Below are 17147 nucleotides of genomic sequence, written 5' to 3' on the forward strand. Positions count from 1 at the left end.
TAGTGATTAGTTAGAACCCTTAATAGCTGATTTTACAGTTACTATTGATCCCTTAGCACCTGGAATAGCACCCTTTATTAATAAAAGATTCTTATCTGCATCAACCTTAACTACTTCAAGGTTCTGTATAGTAATCTTTACGCTACCCATGTGTCCTGCAAGTTTCTTGTTCTTGAATACTCTACCTGGATAAGAACAAGCACCCATTGAACCTGGTCTTCTGTGGTATCTAGAACCGTGAGTTTCAGGACCTCTACTCTGTCCATGTCTCTTTATTGGTCCCTGGAATCCCTTACCTTTAGATATACCAGTTACATCTATCTTGTCACCAGCAGCAAATATGTCAGCCTTTAATTCCTGTCCAACTTCATATCCTTCTACTGTATCTACTCTGAATTCCTTTAACTTTCTCTTAAGTACACCAGCCTTAGCTAAATGTCCTTTCTGTGGCTTGTTTAATGCTTTTTCTTTAGCATCTACAAAACCTATCTGGATTGCTTCATATCCATCATTTTCGATTGTCTTAATCTGAGTGATTGATATTGGTCCAGCTTCAACAACTGTTACCGGTATAACTGAACCTTCTTCAGTAAATACCTGAGTCATTCCTATTTTCTTTCCTAAAATGCCTTTCATTTTTACCTCCTATTGTTCTTACAGCGGATTACTCAATTTTGAGCAATCATTCTAAGATATTTCTATCTTAGGCGGCTTATAATTTAATTTCTATATCTACACCAGCTGGTAAGTCAAGCTTCATTAATGAGTCAACTGTCTTTGGTGTTGGATTAGCTATGTCAATTAGTCTCTTGTGAGTTCTAATTTCGAACTGTTCTCTAGAGTCTTTGTACTTATGTACAGCTCTAAGTATAGTCACAACCTGCTTCTCTGTTGGAAGTGGTATTGGACCAGATACCTGAGAACCAGCTTTCTTAGCTGTTTCTACGATTCTGCTAGCTGAGTAATCTAACAATTTATGATCGTATGATTTCAATCTTATTCTTATTTTTTCATTCTTAGCCATTTTAGTCCCTCCTTCTGTTATATTTAACTGACTAGATAACAAAACTCCGATAAACTGTTCCGGGTGTTTCGTAACTTTCTTATCTGAATTTTGATTTATCCACCCAAAACTTGCTCATCTTCATGAGCGTACTAGATTATTTTAACAAAAAAGCCTGCATAATGCAAGCTTTTTTATAAGTTTTTTATTGTTTTTTCAATCTTTTTTATATTTATAATCAGCTATATTTTTGTTTAAAATTGACAAAAAGGTTTATGATTTTTTTCATAAAATATAAACTTACTCTTAATACTTTTACTAGTATATATAATTTTTTTGTCTCGGTCAAGAAATTTTTCTTTTATATTAATATTCTTTTTCTATAATTTTCCAAGGAGCATTTTTATTTTCTCTAGCTAATATCCAATAAGCATTTTTAACCTTTTGATTTGCTTTTAGCTTATCCTTTAATATTGCTTGCATATTCCTAGCCCTAAAATCTACATTTAATATTATGATTTCTTTATCTTTGTATTTATCCTGATTTTTTATCTTGTTTTCAAATTTTTTCATATTATTATCATTATATTCTACTTTTTCCATCTTGCAGCCATTATAGTTATCTTTAAAATCTGCTCTAACAAGTTCTACAGCATGTGTAACATCCTCTTTTGTATATATTTTTGAATATGCTTTATAAGTAACATTTCTCGCATTCCCCTTATAAAATTCATAATAAAATAAGTTTGACAACATAATCAATATGGCAACCACCATAAATATCTTTTCTTTTTTAGGCATTCTCTGCCATAAATTCTTCTTTTCTTGAGTCATTAACTTTTCCCCATATCTAAAATATTTATTATATTATATCATTATAAAGATTTATATTCTAGTTATATAAAAAATACCAGCAGACTATTGTCCACTGGCATTTTTATTTTAAGGTTTACAACTATACTTTACTTCTTTATTTCTTTTTCCTCTTTTCTAGTTTTTATACCATAAGCTATTAATGCTAATCCTATTAATGCTGCGATACCTCCATAGAAATAAGGACTTCTGCCATCTCCTGTTGATACTAGTCTCTTATTTGGCGACGAACTATTGTTTGAAGTATTTGAAGTACTTGTATTCGTTGTATTTGTTACATTTCTATGATTTTCAATAGCTGTTCCAACACCTGGAGTTTTTGGTGTTTCTTCTTTAGGTTTCTCTGGTGTGCTTGGAATGTTTGGATTAACTGTTACTGTATTAGACATTTTATCCTCTGACGATTTATCAGTAAGAGCCAAGCTAGCTGTATTTGGTATTGATCCAAGTTTCATATATGGTGCTAATTCTTCCTCAGTTGCACCATCTTTAACTTTTGCATTTATTACTAAAGTAATATTTTTTCCCTTATATGAATCAATCTTTTCCACAGGTATGTCAAGCTTAACAATATTTCCTGCCTCAACTGTAATATTTTCTTTTAAGCTATCATCTACTCTATTGTTTACTTTTACAGATATCATGTCCTTTGAAGTTGTTAATATATCTTCTAAATCATCTGTTAATACATACTTAGTATACTTTTGAGTGAAATTAACTTTCTTTGAAGTTTCTTCCTGTGCTGCATCTTCGCTTGCTATACTTTTAGCCATAGATTCTCCTATTGGTCTTTCTACTTGTCGAATTACTTTAGGTTGAACTTCTTCTGTTGATGTTCCAGTAATTGTCGCCCCTTTAGATAAAACCTCTCCAGTTGCAGTTTCTGCTGGTACTCTTTCTTCAGTTGGAGCTTCTCCAGTCGTAATTTCTTTAGATGCTTCTCCTTCGGATGTAACTTCTTTAGTTGCAGTTTCTTTTGGTGTTTCTTCTCCAGATATAACTTTCCCAGATTCTGCTTCTTTTGGTGTTTCTCCTCCAGATATAACTTTCCCAGATTCTGCTCCTTTTGGTGTTTCTCCTCCAGATATAAGATTTCTCTTTAAAGAATCTGCTGGGTTTGTTCCTTCTGTTTTAATTTCTCCAGTTGACGTATTTGTATCAGATGATGTAGTTTTATCAACTTCACTGATGTCAATTGGTACTATTGTATTAATATTGTATGTAAATTCTTGATCTAAACTATACAAAGGAATACTAGTTTTACCATTTACATCTTTTACTGGAGTTGGATCTTCTGGTGTTGGAGGTGGAGGTACTTCTCCTGGTAATATTACTTTAACATCATCTTCACCAGCTGCCTTATCATTAAATACTAAACTAGCTACGTTTGGTATTCCACCATTCTTTCTATAGCTATCCAATTTTGCCTTATCAGTATCTGCCTTTACTCTAGCTTTGATTGTAAGTACTAAATCTTTACCGGCCAACTTGTCAAAATTCTTAGTTATTATTAATTCTACTTTACCACTTTCATTTGTCAATGTTCCATAGTCAGCTTCATCTACAACTTGTCCTCCTACAGATAGTGTAGGTTTTTCAGCTGTTTCTAATATGCTTACTAAATTATCACTTAGTGTTAATTTCTTATAGCCTACAACATTTGCCGGTACCTTTGATGTAACAGTATAAGTGTGTACATCATTTAAGTTAGTAAGTACATATTCATCTTGACCTTCTACCTTCTTTTCTATTGAAGGCTTGTCTCCTGGTGGAGGTGTTACCTTTGCAGTATCTTCTATATCCTTTGTTGGATCATTTGTATAAGATAACTTAGCTGTATTTGGTAATACTCCTGATTCTAAGTAATTCGCTAGGGTCTTAGTACTGTCTATTGTAGCTGGTACTGTTACCTTTATTACTCTTCCTGCATATTTGTTGGCTTGCGTTGCTCCTACTATATTTAGAGCCACTGTTTGACCATTTGTAGAAAGTCCTGCCTTAGCTTCATCAGTTAACTTCTGATCTAACACTCCATCTTTTGTTACTTGAACGCTTGCTGTTCCTAACTTAAATATATTGATAAATGTATCTGATAAACTAATCTTTGTGATGTCGTTCGTATTTTGTGGTACTTTTATATCCATTGTATAATTTAATGGATCATTCATATCTGAAATACTTATTGCATCTTGATTATTTACCTTTTTATCAAGACTAGTTTTTTCACTTGGCGGTATAACTTTAACTGTATCTTCAATTGTTCGATTATCGTTAAATGTTAATGTTGCCTTATTTGGTATAGAACCAGCATTTAGGTATGGGTTAATTTGTTCTGATTTTAGACCATCCTTAACTCTAGCGTTTATAGTAACAACCAGCTCTTTGCCAGCAAGTGCTGTAAAGTTCTTATCTAATGTAAGTTTTACTCCTTTTGTCTTATCTAGAGAACCATACTCACCTATTGTTCCAGTAATGTCAGTTCCTCCTGCTGTTATATTAACTCCAGTTGCTTCTAATACATCCTCTAGACTATCGTTTATTACTATCTTTTGGTAACCAGTAACATGTGTTGGTATCTTTGACTTAATCTTATATGTATGTTCTTGATTTAATGTAGTAAGTTTGTATTCATTCGCATCATTTACTGTTTTATCAAGTGTTGGTATATCTCCTAGAGGAGGAGTTACCTTGACCTCACTAGTAGTCTTAGGATTACCATTTAATGATAAAGTTGCCTGGTTAGGAATTGAATTATTTACATATGTGCTTAAATCAGCATCCTTTTTAATATTTGCTTTCATTTCCACTCTTATTGTTTTTCCAGCTAAATTTTCAAATGGAGAAGTCATAATTCCATTTTCTATAGCTAAAGTAACTTTTTGAGCTTGTGTTACTGAATCTCTACTTACATCAACCTTATTTGTTAAGTCAGTATCTAATTCTTCATCTACATAAACCTGTATTTTATTGCTTGAATCACTATTCTTGGCAATTTCTAAAACTTTTTGAAGTTCATCAGTCATTGTAAGGTTATTAAATCCAGTCACATTTGTTGGAACGGTATAACGTATGTTGTAAACAAATTCTTCATCTCTATTTGATAAAGCAATTGCCTGTTGTCCATTAACGTCCTTTATTGGAGTTGGCGTATCACTAGGTGGTGTTACCTTTACTTCATTTGATACCTTAGGATTTCCGTTAAATATCAATGTAGCATTATTTGGTATAGCACTACTAGCATATTTGTATGCTATTTGATTAATATTTACTGTATCCTTAATTTTTGCATTTATTACTAATGTAATTGTCTTCCCTGCATATGACTTAAATGTTGAATTTGAATCCATAGGTACATCTAATGAAATCATATTAGGATTTGCTATATCTTTCTTAACTAATCCTGTAAGAGTTTTATCGATGGCATTATCTACTAACACCTGTGTGCTTGATGCTTCAAGAACATCCTGTAAAGTATCCTCTAATCTAATTGACTTATATCCCTCAACATTCGAAGGTAATTCTACATTTACCTTATATGTAAATGGAGTATTCTTTGAATTTATCAACAAGTTTTCCTTTGTAGTATCTGTTGGACCAGTTTCTACAGTCTTTTCTACTGTTGGCTCATTACCTGGTGGTGTTACCCTAACAGTATTTGAAGTCTTAGAATCATTGTTAATAGTCAATTTAGATTCATTTGTTATCTCTACATCACCTTGAATTGTCTTGAATTTAGCAAGATCCTCTTCAGTTGCAGAAGATTTTATATTGGATTCTATCCCTATTCTTAAAGTTTTTCCTGCCAATGTCTTAAAATCAAAGTCAGGATCTTGAGTAGCATTGTCTATCTTAAATACTATATCATTTCCATTTACAGATAAGAATTTATCCTTTAAATCTTCATTTACTACATCATTCACATATACTGTTACTTTTTCTGGTGCCGTTTCAAGTACACTCTTTAATGTGTCTGATAGTGTTAAACTCTGGTATCCAGTAACATTAGTAGGTATGTGTGCCCTAATATCGTAGAAGAATAACTGGTCTTTCTTTCCAAGTGTTAGGCTATTTTTACCATTTACTGTCTTAATAGGTGTTGGTGTTTCTCCTGGAGGAGTTACTGTTACTCTATTTGAAGATGTTCCACCATTTCCTACATTCAAGTTAGCTGTATTTCCTACTATAGAATCTGGATGAGCCTCAATAAATTCGGTAATGTTTGTAATCTTGGCATCAAATGTAAGTATTACTGTTTTACCTACTAGAGCTTTTATCTTGTCTAAGTTTGTATACTTGAATGTGATCAAGTTATTTTCTGTTGTAAATTGTCCATCTGCTCCGATACTATCTGGACTTATCTCAGTTGTAGTTCCGTCTGGTGATTGTATGTTCACTTTGACTGTATTTATGTCTATAGTTAATTGTGAATCTATTGGGTCAGTAAGCGTAAACTCTGTCCAACCATCAACCTTAGTAACGGGAACTTCAACCTTGTAATGGAAAGTATCTTGAACCGAATTAAGATCTAAGTGCTGCTTATCATTTACTGTCTTGATTGGAGCTGGTATGTGAGATTTAGTATTATTAATAGTAAATCCTGCAAATCCTTCATCTGCTACAGTAGATGTCGCTCCCGCTTCATTTACAAGTATTTCAAAGTTTTTATTTGTATCATTTAGTACATATCCTGCTGGTGCTGATGTTTCCTTGAAATAGTATTGTCCTGGCCCAAGATTATTTACATAAATCTTGTCAATTCCATTTTCCTTAGATGTTGAATATGTTCTAAGGAATTTATCTGATTGTGTACTTACTGAAGCCTTCTTATAAAGGGCAAATGTTGCGCTCGTTCCTTCTGGTAAAGCCTCTCCATCTGCAGTCTTTGTAAGACTTACATTTCCTACTGGAACACTTACCTTAACTGGCTGCGTACTTAAGCTAGGCCTATTATTTACACTTACAGTTGATACATTTGGTATACCAGTCTTCTTGTATTCTTCTGGTAGGTTATCGTAAATAAATACTCCACCACTTGCATCCTTTAGTGATACCTTGTAAGTAATTACTATTTTACTATCTTTTACCTTCGCTAATTCTTCTGGCGTATTAATATTCAAACTAATCTTTTGTCCTGAATTTGTAGCTGTAATTGATGGATCTGTAGTAGTACTCTCTGCTTTAACTATCTCAGTCTTCAATGAACCATCAACCAATTTGAAGTAATCATCCAATGTATCTTCTATTAATAGATTGTTTATTCCGTCAACAGAATTTACTGGAGTTGTGATAGTAAATGTTCTTTCCTTGCTGTAATCTTCAAAGAAAGATTTATCCACTTTCTTTTTCTGTACTGGTGTCTTAGTATCATTAATACTTATTTTTTGAGTAGCTGTAACGTTAGGATCTATTAATATATCTCTTGGGCTGCCTACTTCGTATCCTGCTGGTGCCGATACTTCTGTTAATTTGTAATTACCTAATACTAAACCATTTATAGTTACAGGATTTAAGCTTGTTATTTCTATATTATTATTTACTGTCACTAATTTTCCACCTATGTACTTTTCAAGCTTAAATACAGCTTTTTGACCTTGTGGCCATTGACTCGCCCCATCTAAAGTTTTAGTGATTTCTAGTGATCCCTTTGGAACTATTAAGTTCACATCATTCATGACCTTAGATGCATCATTCACTTCTATTGTCGCTGTATTATTCAACTTGTCTTCTATTACATATTCAGAAATATTCTTTGTAGTATCTATTTCAGTATTTATTACAAAACTTATCTTTTTACCTGCATATTTACTTATATTTGTTTGACCTGTGATTGTAGCTGTTACAAATCCATTAGATTCTGCTATTGCAATATCACTAGTATCACCAATACCTTCTACACTTACAGTTGCGCTCTTATATTTTAATATTTCCTTTAATTGGTCAGATATTACAAACTTATTGTAACCACTTGTATTTACTGGTACATAAGCATCTATTTCAAATGTAATTGGCTTGAGTGCAGCTGCATCAGTTGCTCGTTCTAATTGCTCCTTTTGAAGCTTGATGCTTTCTGCTTGCAAATTACCTGATTCATCTAATGCACCCTTTTCAATTTGTGGATCTATTGGCGGTGTAACTGTAGCCTTAGATTCAGTTCCAGGTTGGTTATTCAATAATATATTTGCTGTATTAGGTATTTCAATCTTTTTGAAGAATAATGCTCCTGTCTCATATGTAGTTAATTGTTCCTGTGTAAGGCCAGACTTCATTCTTGATGAAAATTCCATCACTATTGTCTTGCCTGCTAATTTAGTATAATCATACTCATCTACAAATTTAGCCGTTATTATACCATCAGATGTTGCCTTTGGATCATAATTAGCAGTATTTGTGAGGATATAATCCTTACTTTCTGTTAGAGGAGTAATTACGCCATTTGTGTCTACCACACTTAATTTTATACCACCGCTAACTTCAAGCACCTTAGAAAGTGTATCAGTTAGTGATAGATTTCCATATCCTAAGACATTTGTAGGAACTTTAGCTTCTACCCTATAATTGAATACCTGATCATTTGTCTTTAAATCTAAATCTCTTACTCCGTTTACTGTCTTTGTAACCTCAGGAGGTGCTCCTGGATTATCAGGTACTACATAAACTTCATTAGAATTAGCTGACTTGTCATTTACAGTCAATTTAGCTGTATTCGCTATTCCCGCATTATTCTCGGGTTGAGAAACATATTGTTTCAATTGATCTAATGTCACTCCATCAGCAACCTTAGCTCTAAATGTTAACTTGACCTTCTTATTTTGTATATCAGCAAAGTTATCTGTCATAGTAAATTTGATTGTCTTATTTGCTATATCGATAGTTCCCTTCGTAGATATATCATTTCCATCAGCTGTTATTTTTGCTGTTCCTGATACTATATCCAATAAATCATTTACTGTATCTTCAATTACAAATGACTTATATCCCTCTATGGATGTAACTGGTATTTCCACACTGTATTCAAAATCTTTACTTAATGATTCTAATGTATATGAAGTTTGTCCATTAACCTTCTTTTCAGGTATTGGCGTAGTTGTTTTATTGTCTACTACTTTTAAAGTATATTTAGTCACATTAGGATCTACTGCTGTGTCTACAGTAGACTTAAATTCTGGTGCAACTACATTTCCTGCATCTCCAGGCCCTACATACTTAGAATATACTGTAGGTATATTATTTGTATCTGTAACAATTGTATACTCAGTAGGATTTTTCAAATATCCTGTTGGTGCTTCTATTTCTTTTAATTTATATACTTTATTTGGGTATATAGCTGGACTCAAGTCTAGCTGTCCATTTGTTTCTGTCTGAAGTGTCTTTACAACTGTAGATCCATTAGATTCATAAGATAAATTAAATGTAGCTCCTCCTACAGGTTGCTCTGATTCTGAATTGTCTACCTTATTAATCTTTAAGTCAGTAGTTTTTAATGTATTTGTTACATTAATTACACTAGTAACTGATTCATCAATACTTTTTGGATTGTTATTGGCTAGTGGTTCTACGGAATAACTTGCCTTATAACCATTTGTTCCAATTTCTTGTACAAAATATGAATATGTTTTGCCATCAGCAGATGTCCTAAGAATATTGAAGTTATTTGTGCTACCAAATGTTAAATAGGTATCGGAATTAAATATTATCTCCTGTAAATTTCCACTAGAAACATCTACTGTCTTATTGTAAACATCATGATTTTTTGCAAAGTCATTAAATGCTACATCCAAAGTATCTGGCGCATCTCCTGGTTTTGGACTTAATTGTCCTGTCGTTGGATCTATATCATCCTTCTCTCCATTTATAATTGAACGTTGTAACAAGAAATTTATTTTTTTAGGTCTTGTTTGATTAATATTGCTATTGTCATCCCATCTTTTTACAACAGGTACAATAAGTGTTTGGAGATTTAGTAATTTAACTGGATTCTCAACAGTACCATCATATGTTCCTATCAATTTTTCTTCTCCATATTTTTTGCTACCATCAGGACCCTCAACCACTGTTCTCTCATATAACTTCACAACATCTATCATTATTGGCTTTCCTTGTGGATCAGTCATAGGCTTTCCTTGTGCATCTTTTTTCTGCTCTGTTAAAAATTCAATTGTATATCCATATGAATCTGCCGTAAAAGTTGCCCAATGAGTTACTCCATTTCCATCAATCCAACTAGTCGGAAGGAAATGTTCTGTTAGAAAATACTTACCACCTAGCAGACTCTTATCCATTATGAAAGTACCATTGTCTCTAGATATATAATCCGTTCTATAACCATCTGGTATAGGTGGCCCATCTGGTACACCGTCTGCATTAGTATGTTGCTCTAGTTTGAAAGTTGCCTCTCTTAGCTTATGTTCATCTGGAGACATTTTTATAAATTCAGCTCCATATTGTTTAGGCGGTGTTGCTGTCGCTACACTTTCTAATTTATATTTATCATTTACTTTTAAACTAGCAGTATTAACTAGTTTACCATTTTCTACTAATAATTCTGTTATATATTTCAATGATTGGTCTATCATAACCGGAATAGTTACTCTTATTGTTTTACCAGCTAATTGATTTATTGTGTATTTATCACTAGTATCTAGGCTAAGATCATATATTCCATCTTTGTTTATACCAGAGTTGTAAGTAAAGTTGAGCCCTGTAGGTTCCTCACCTGTAGTAAAGTTGCTGCCTTCACCAGTACCAATTTTTCTTTTTACTTTAGTAATATCATACATTATCAAACCATCAGGAATTAAATCATATAATTCTAGTTTTGTCAATTTACTAGTATCATCTGGAATCTTTATATCTATTATATAATCAAATTTTGAATTCCAATATGGCATATCGTAGGACTTATTTTCTGGAGTAGGTGTAGTTGGGTCTTCTGCTACTAATTCTTTACCATCCGGTCTTACCATCTTATTTATTGTAGGCAAGTCTGGCATTGGATCTACTACATCATCTAGGGTTATTAAACCAGTATCTGGATTAGATTCTATAGTCTTAGTCACCTTACCATCTTTTCCGTCTAGCATTTGTACTTCTAATTTATCTTTTTCGCTATTGTAGACTACATTAAAATATATATCCTCAACCTTATTATATCCTTCAGGTGCTTTTGTCTCTCTAAGCATAAATTTACCTACATCAAAGTTTGGTAGACTTACTTTACCACCAATATCAGTTGAATATGGTCTTTCATATCTCTTATCTGTTTCCATATTATATAGATCAAACGATGCAGAAGTTCCTTCAGGTAGTCTTTCAGTAATTATATTTCCGGAACCATTTAGCCCCTGTACCTTTTTCATAAATTCTAAATTAACTAATTTTGTCACTATATTTACATTATTGGTTTTAGTTGTAGTTTTAGAATCATTGTTAAATGTTATAGTTCCTGTATTTGGTATAATTAAATCAGGATGCAGTTCAATCAATTTATCTGTATCCATTGCTACATAAGCATTGAATGTAAATCTTAATTTTTTACCATTTAACTTAGTGAAGTCTTGATAGTTAGAACCTGTTGTAAATGTTATTGTCTTACCCACATCAGATATATCTTTTGAGAATATACTTGTAACATCTTCTTCAGCGCCCGTATTATCAATAGCTACTACCTTACCGCTTCCATTTACAATCGCCATAGAGGGATCTACTGTATCTTTTACAACAATATCAGTTATACCTTGTAAATTTATCTTTTCCTGTGTTATTGAATAAGTAACTTTGTCCTTCAAATTGTTGAGTTTATAGTTTTCCGAATCTGGTAATGTTCCATTAGCAGGTCCGACTTTTTTGACCGGAGTTACTTTTTCATGATTTATAACTTCAAAAGCATAATCCTTAGTGCTAGGATTATTATCTAAATCAACAGACACTGGTACTCTTTTCAAGCCAGCTATATTTATATTGCCTTGCAAATCTATTTCAATACTAAATGTACTATTTAATTCTAAATACTTATCGTCTGGAGTAAATAATTCTTTTAACACATATTTCTGACCCTTAGTAAGATCAGGAATTGATAAAATACCATTTGTATCAGTCGTATGCTCTCTAGTATTACCATTTGCGTTTGTAATAACGAATTTTCTTCCGCTTAAAGGTGTTCCATTTGTATCTTTTTTAATCATATTAAGTGATACTTGATCTATTTTATTTTTTAAATCATATCCAGTAACGCCTTCTGTGACTCTTGAATAAGCAGGAACAGGTTCTTCCTCTACAACATAAGTATATTCATCACCGTTATTATCATACTTAGGATACTTATTCGTCATTTTACCATCTACGATAGTATCTTTAAATTCATATGTCCACGGCTTACTCACCCTTTTAGTATCTATGAGCTTCTTTGAATCTGGCCCTCCTTCATCTACTGAGTACCTGTATAGATTAATTGCTATATAGTCAGGTCTATTATTATATCTATTATCTTCGTCGTCCCAAGTTTTAACACCTGAGATTGTTGCAGGCTCATTATTTACGACTTGATTTTCTTCAATAATAGCACCTGACAAAGTTCTAAATACTATAGCATCGGGATCAGTACTAGGTATATCAGTATCTGATACTGTTACCCATATATTTTCATATATTGGGAATGTTCCTATTAATGGACTCTCTACCATTATGTAATCTCCAGCTACAACATTATTAAATGTTACCTCCCCTAAATCGTTAGATGTAGATGAATATGCTTGACCAGTGAAAGGGTCTTTGGCAGGTTCAACTGACATCGATCCGTCAGAGCCTCTTTTATATAGTTTAAATGTTGCTCCTGGTTCTTTTACCTTACCAAGCGTTTTTGTAAATACAAAATTCCTTAAAATTTGAGGCTTTACATTCACAGTCGATTGAAGTTTAACATCTCCAAATTCCAAATGAGCTGTATTCGGTACTACACCATTCTTTAAATATCCAGATTCAAGTAAGTTCACACCATGTTTTACTTTCGCATCAACTTCAATCCTGATCACCTTACCTTCTATTCCTAGACTGGATATATTGGAGCCCTCAATTATTAATTTTAAATCATTAGGATTTGCATAATCAATATTCTGTTTTAATAATTTATCAAGTTCTGGGCTATCTGTAAATGTACTACCATCGCCGACCTGCACTCTCACACCAGTGATATCAAAGGCTTTCGGTATATTATCTGTAATAGTGTAAGTCTTACTTGAATCAAGTGGTGCTGGCATAGGAGTATCAATAGCATATTGCCAAGTCTGACCTATACTTATAGGCAAATCATTTTTAGAATATGCATTTACTGCTTGTCCACTCTCTGCTTTAATTCTAGCTTTTTTAGTTATTGTAGGAGTTGTAGTCTTCTCATTTATTGGCTTTAGTGCTTGTCCAACATCTACTACACCTCCCTGATTATCAGGAACCTTGATTAAAGCATTAGGAATTGGTCCTTTTATAGGAGTATAGCCTCTTGGTGTAGAGGTCTCTATAAAATAATATGTACCCGTATCTAATAAAGGTATCTTTAGCGTTTGGTCTCCTGTTATTGTATATGTGTGTAAACTCTTATCTTTTGTCTCATCAGGAATAGGACTAGGTTCTGCTTGTGACGGATCCCTTAATTTATAAAGTGTAAATGAAGCACTTAAATCACTAGTAAGAGGAGTTGCAGTAGAATCAGCTGCGCCTGTTCCTTTAATTAGTTTTGTAAGACTTACTTCAGCCTTTGTAAGCTGAATAACTGTTTCATTTGTTTCTTTTGATGGTTCTTCATTTAGAGTCAATTTAGCTTTATTCGGTATTTTACCTTGAGGATAATATGAAGTTGAAGTATCTGCGAATATTCTATCTACAGTATTCAACATCTTAGCCTCAACCTCAATTACAAGAGTCTTGTTTTCTAAATCTTTGAAACCTCCTGTCTTTTCCCATGTAAATAAATTGCCTTCTGCTACTATAAAAGTACCATCTACCTCAACCTGTGAAGTTGATCCAGGATCTGGTAGTATATATGCCTTGGCTGTTTTCATATCTACACTTAAATATTTATCAAATTTATCTTCGATTTTAATAGATGTGTATCCTTCTACAGATTTTATAGGCACTCTAATTTGGTAGGTTACATTTTCACCATTCTTCTTTAAAATATATGGAGAGTTCATAGTAGGTTTTTTATAATCTTTATTAGAATCAAATTCCCCTAACAACATTTTTTCCGGTATTGGAGACACTGGACCATTATTATTAACTGAGATCGTTTTTTTAGCATTATCTATTTTATTTTCTAGTAATGGATCTGTTGGGCCTCCTGTAATAGATACACTATTATCATTATTTACAATAATATTCCATGGAGTCTTATCTACTACATACCCCTCTGGAGTGCTTAACTCTGTTAGTGTGTAGTTTTTACCAGGGGTAAGCTCACTAATTTTCATGGTTCCATCCACCTCAGTATTTAACTTTCTATCTGGTTCTGCTCCTGTAGTGTCTTTCAATTCAAATATTACATTCGCCAATGTAAGTCTATTTCCATCTTGATCTCTTAATTTACCAAACTTTGTTAATTTAATTTCTGGTGTTGGTATTACTGCTGTAACCTTATTTGAAGGTATAAAATCACGTCCATTTATTGAAAAACTTGATGTATTGTCAATTTCATATCTATGTCTATCATTAGAATATTTCGTTATTAAGTTAGAACCTGGTTTTATTTGGACATCAAATTCAAACGATACTTTTCCTTCTGCCATATCTTCGAATAGATTTGGTGTTGTAGAAGTTTCTTTTATAGTGTAGCTAACTACATTGGAAGCATCTGTATTCTTAGTTAAATTCTCCGCAGGTATATCTACTCTAGATCCATCTTTTTTTATATAATATGCTTTTACAGAATTAGCATCATAATTCAAATACGAATCCAAAGGGTCTTTAACAACTAGTGATTCATAACCTGTAGTATCAGTTGGCATGGTAAGCTCAATTTTATGTCTATATTTTTCACTTGAGTCGTTTAATATCTCAAGCCCACCCTTCCAATCAGGAGTAGAATTATCTGTAGGTATTTTTGCAATAAACTTCTGTATAGTTGGGATTTTAAGTTCTGGTGGAACTACACGCGCCTTATTTGAATATTTAATGTTGCCATCCGTTTCTATTTGTGAAGTATTTGGTATACCTATAGATTTACCATCAATAGAATCAGGAGTTTTTATCATCTCTTCTATCTGAGCATCTGTCACAGTAGATTTTATCTGTGCCTTTACTTTAAATACATATTCCTTACCTTCATAACCTCCAAATGGATAAGTTCTTCCATCTATTATCTTTGGGTTTTGCGGTAAGCTATATTGTACAGTATTAGTAGTTTTATCTACTGAAATAGCTGGAGTACTTGCTATATCACCTGAATCTCCACCTTTCATTTCTGCGACAAGTGTATTATTTGGTGTCTCAACTAAACTTACATCCAATATATCTAACCTTGAATCAATATTATCCTTTAAAACCATTGTATTGTTGACTTCTTGAACTTTTGCTGTAAAAGTATATACTGTGTCAAAATAAAATGACTGTCTTCTCTTATCCAACTCTTTATAGGTAGTACCATTATTATAGTCTTCTTCGGTTGATGCTACATATTTCTTTATATCTATATCACAATCTTTCTTAGGATTAGCTTCGGTCTCTAATCCACTAGTATTTAAAGAAGAAGTTGTACTATTAAATGTAAAGTCTATACTGGACAGCGGATTATATGCATTAGGCATAAATTCGCCTTCTGTCGCTGTATATTCAATTCTATAATTACCTGGTAGTAAATTAGTCATATCAATAGTAAGATCTGAGCCTTCTATTTTTGTGTTTATACCAGGTTTAATTTCATACTCTGTTTCAACTATACCGGTTGTGTCTGGGTTATCTCCAATCTTAATGAGCTTATAATCAGCCCCTGGTATCAGAGCCCTATTAAAATTAAATTTAACACTTTCTATATTATTATTATTTGCATTTTTGAATGTCTGTATTAATTTATTTGCAAAATCTGTTATATTTGATGATGTTGCAAAATACTCTGGTTTAGTGGCCATTGAAGTCATAGTATTCATAATTTTGGGCCTCATATTATACCAACCACTAGAATAACCGTAATAATTAGAAATCAATCCAGAGGTAGGATTTAAGTTTTCCCAAAAAGCTGTAACCATTGTAGCATTACTTCTATCTAAGCCACCTGTAGACTTTAACTCATCTGAGATAATTTTCATACCATCAAGCATAACCTTATAGTCTTCAGTACGACCAACCCTATCACCAACTACAATATCTCCATCTGGAGATTGCCTCTCATCAGACCATAAATAAGCTTTATCGTTACTACCAGGGTAGTAAATTTGTCCTTTATTATAATATGTGTATCCCCCATATTGATAATAACCTCCTCCATGATAATATGTATATCCGGAGTATATACTACCTCTACGTGCTAACGCATTATCTCTAGATGAAACTTCTATGCTATATCCATCAGTTTCCCTAGCAGTATTCCATACTGCACTATTAATATTTCCTGGCTCAAATTGAGAGTTAGGAGCATCATATAAGTTGAATAATTTCTTAGTACTATCCGGTATATTTGTCCAAGTTGCAGTGTTAGCAGCACCATCTGTAACCAATACATAAATAGTTTCACGCTGTCTTTTCGCTCCATTTGGCAATACATACGACTTATTATTATAAATATTATTTGTATTCGTTGCTCTTTGATATGTATCTTGAGCTTTTCTCATGCCATCTATTGTCGGAGTTCCTCCCTCTGTATACACATCATTAAAATATTTTGTTACAGAAGAAGTTGCAGCATCTTTTCTTGTTATTAAAGGACTATTCTCATAAGGTAAGTTATCTATTTTATATGAATAGTTTGAGTCTTCATATAGTACTGCCCCAGAACTATTAATATATGCCATACCTTGCGAACCTTGAAATGTTGTAAACATCGCTCTATCTTTAGGTGAAATTCCATCTGCATCTGTTCCCATATCTAAACCACTTATTATATTATTTACAGCCTTACCAACATCTGCAATAGTACCATCAAATGATCCAGAAAAATCCTGTACAAATACAACATCTACATAACTAGCTGTATCAGGCCATTTAAAATCTAGCGTTCCTGACAAAGGCCTTAAGCATAGTTGATCATGGCTACCTGTTAACGACATTGTATTTTTGACATTTTTTATTTCTC

At 32.8% G+C, this 17147-nt stretch carries 4 protein-coding genes; all 4 read right to left on the reverse strand.

Annotated features, from left to right (window positions below; all coding sequences use genetic code 11):
- Positions 1–6: 6 nt before the first annotated feature.
- The 4 genes from rplC to O0R46_RS09635 all read right to left on the reverse strand — a co-directional run bounded on the left by rplC (position 7) and on the right by O0R46_RS09635 (position 17121).
- On the reverse strand, positions 7–636 hold the full coding sequence (gene rplC, locus O0R46_RS09620; protein ID WP_269311523.1) for a 50S ribosomal protein L3: 630 nt from the start codon (positions 634–636) through the stop codon (positions 7–9).
- Between the two features lie 76 nt (positions 637–712).
- Positions 713–1024 (reverse strand): 30S ribosomal protein S10, encoded by a 312-nt coding sequence (rpsJ, locus tag O0R46_RS09625; RefSeq protein ID WP_269311524.1) that lies wholly within the window; start codon positions 1022–1024, stop codon positions 713–715.
- A gap of 345 nt (positions 1025–1369) precedes the next feature.
- The gene (locus O0R46_RS09630; RefSeq protein ID WP_269311525.1) at positions 1370–1837 is read right to left on the reverse strand and encodes a hypothetical protein; all 468 of its coding nucleotides are present in this window, start codon (positions 1835–1837) and stop codon (positions 1370–1372) included.
- A gap of 128 nt (positions 1838–1965) precedes the next feature.
- Positions 1966–17121: an isopeptide-forming domain-containing fimbrial protein gene (locus tag O0R46_RS09635; RefSeq protein WP_269311526.1), complete on the reverse strand. Its 15156-nt coding sequence runs from the start codon at positions 17119–17121 to the stop codon at positions 1966–1968.
- Positions 17122–17147 lie beyond the last annotated feature (26 nt).

Source organism: Peptostreptococcus equinus (genome assembly GCF_027125355.1).
GTDB lineage: Bacteria > Bacillota > Clostridia > Peptostreptococcales > Peptostreptococcaceae > Peptostreptococcus > Peptostreptococcus equinus.

Bases quoted from the DNA above. Each gene is read 5' to 3' on its own strand.
- O0R46_RS09635 (WP_269311526.1), bottom strand. From the start codon at position 17,121: ATGTCGTTAACAGGTAGCCATGATCAACTATGCTTAAGGCCTTTGTCA.
- rpsJ (WP_269311524.1), bottom strand. From the start codon at position 1,024: ATGGCTAAGAATGAAAAAATAAGAATAAGATTGAAATCATACGATCAT.
- O0R46_RS09630 (WP_269311525.1), bottom strand. From the start codon at position 1,837: ATGACTCAAGAAAAGAAGAATTTATGGCAGAGAATGCCTAAAAAAGAA.
- rplC (WP_269311523.1), bottom strand. From the start codon at position 636: ATGAAAGGCATTTTAGGAAAGAAAATAGGAATGACTCAGGTATTTACT.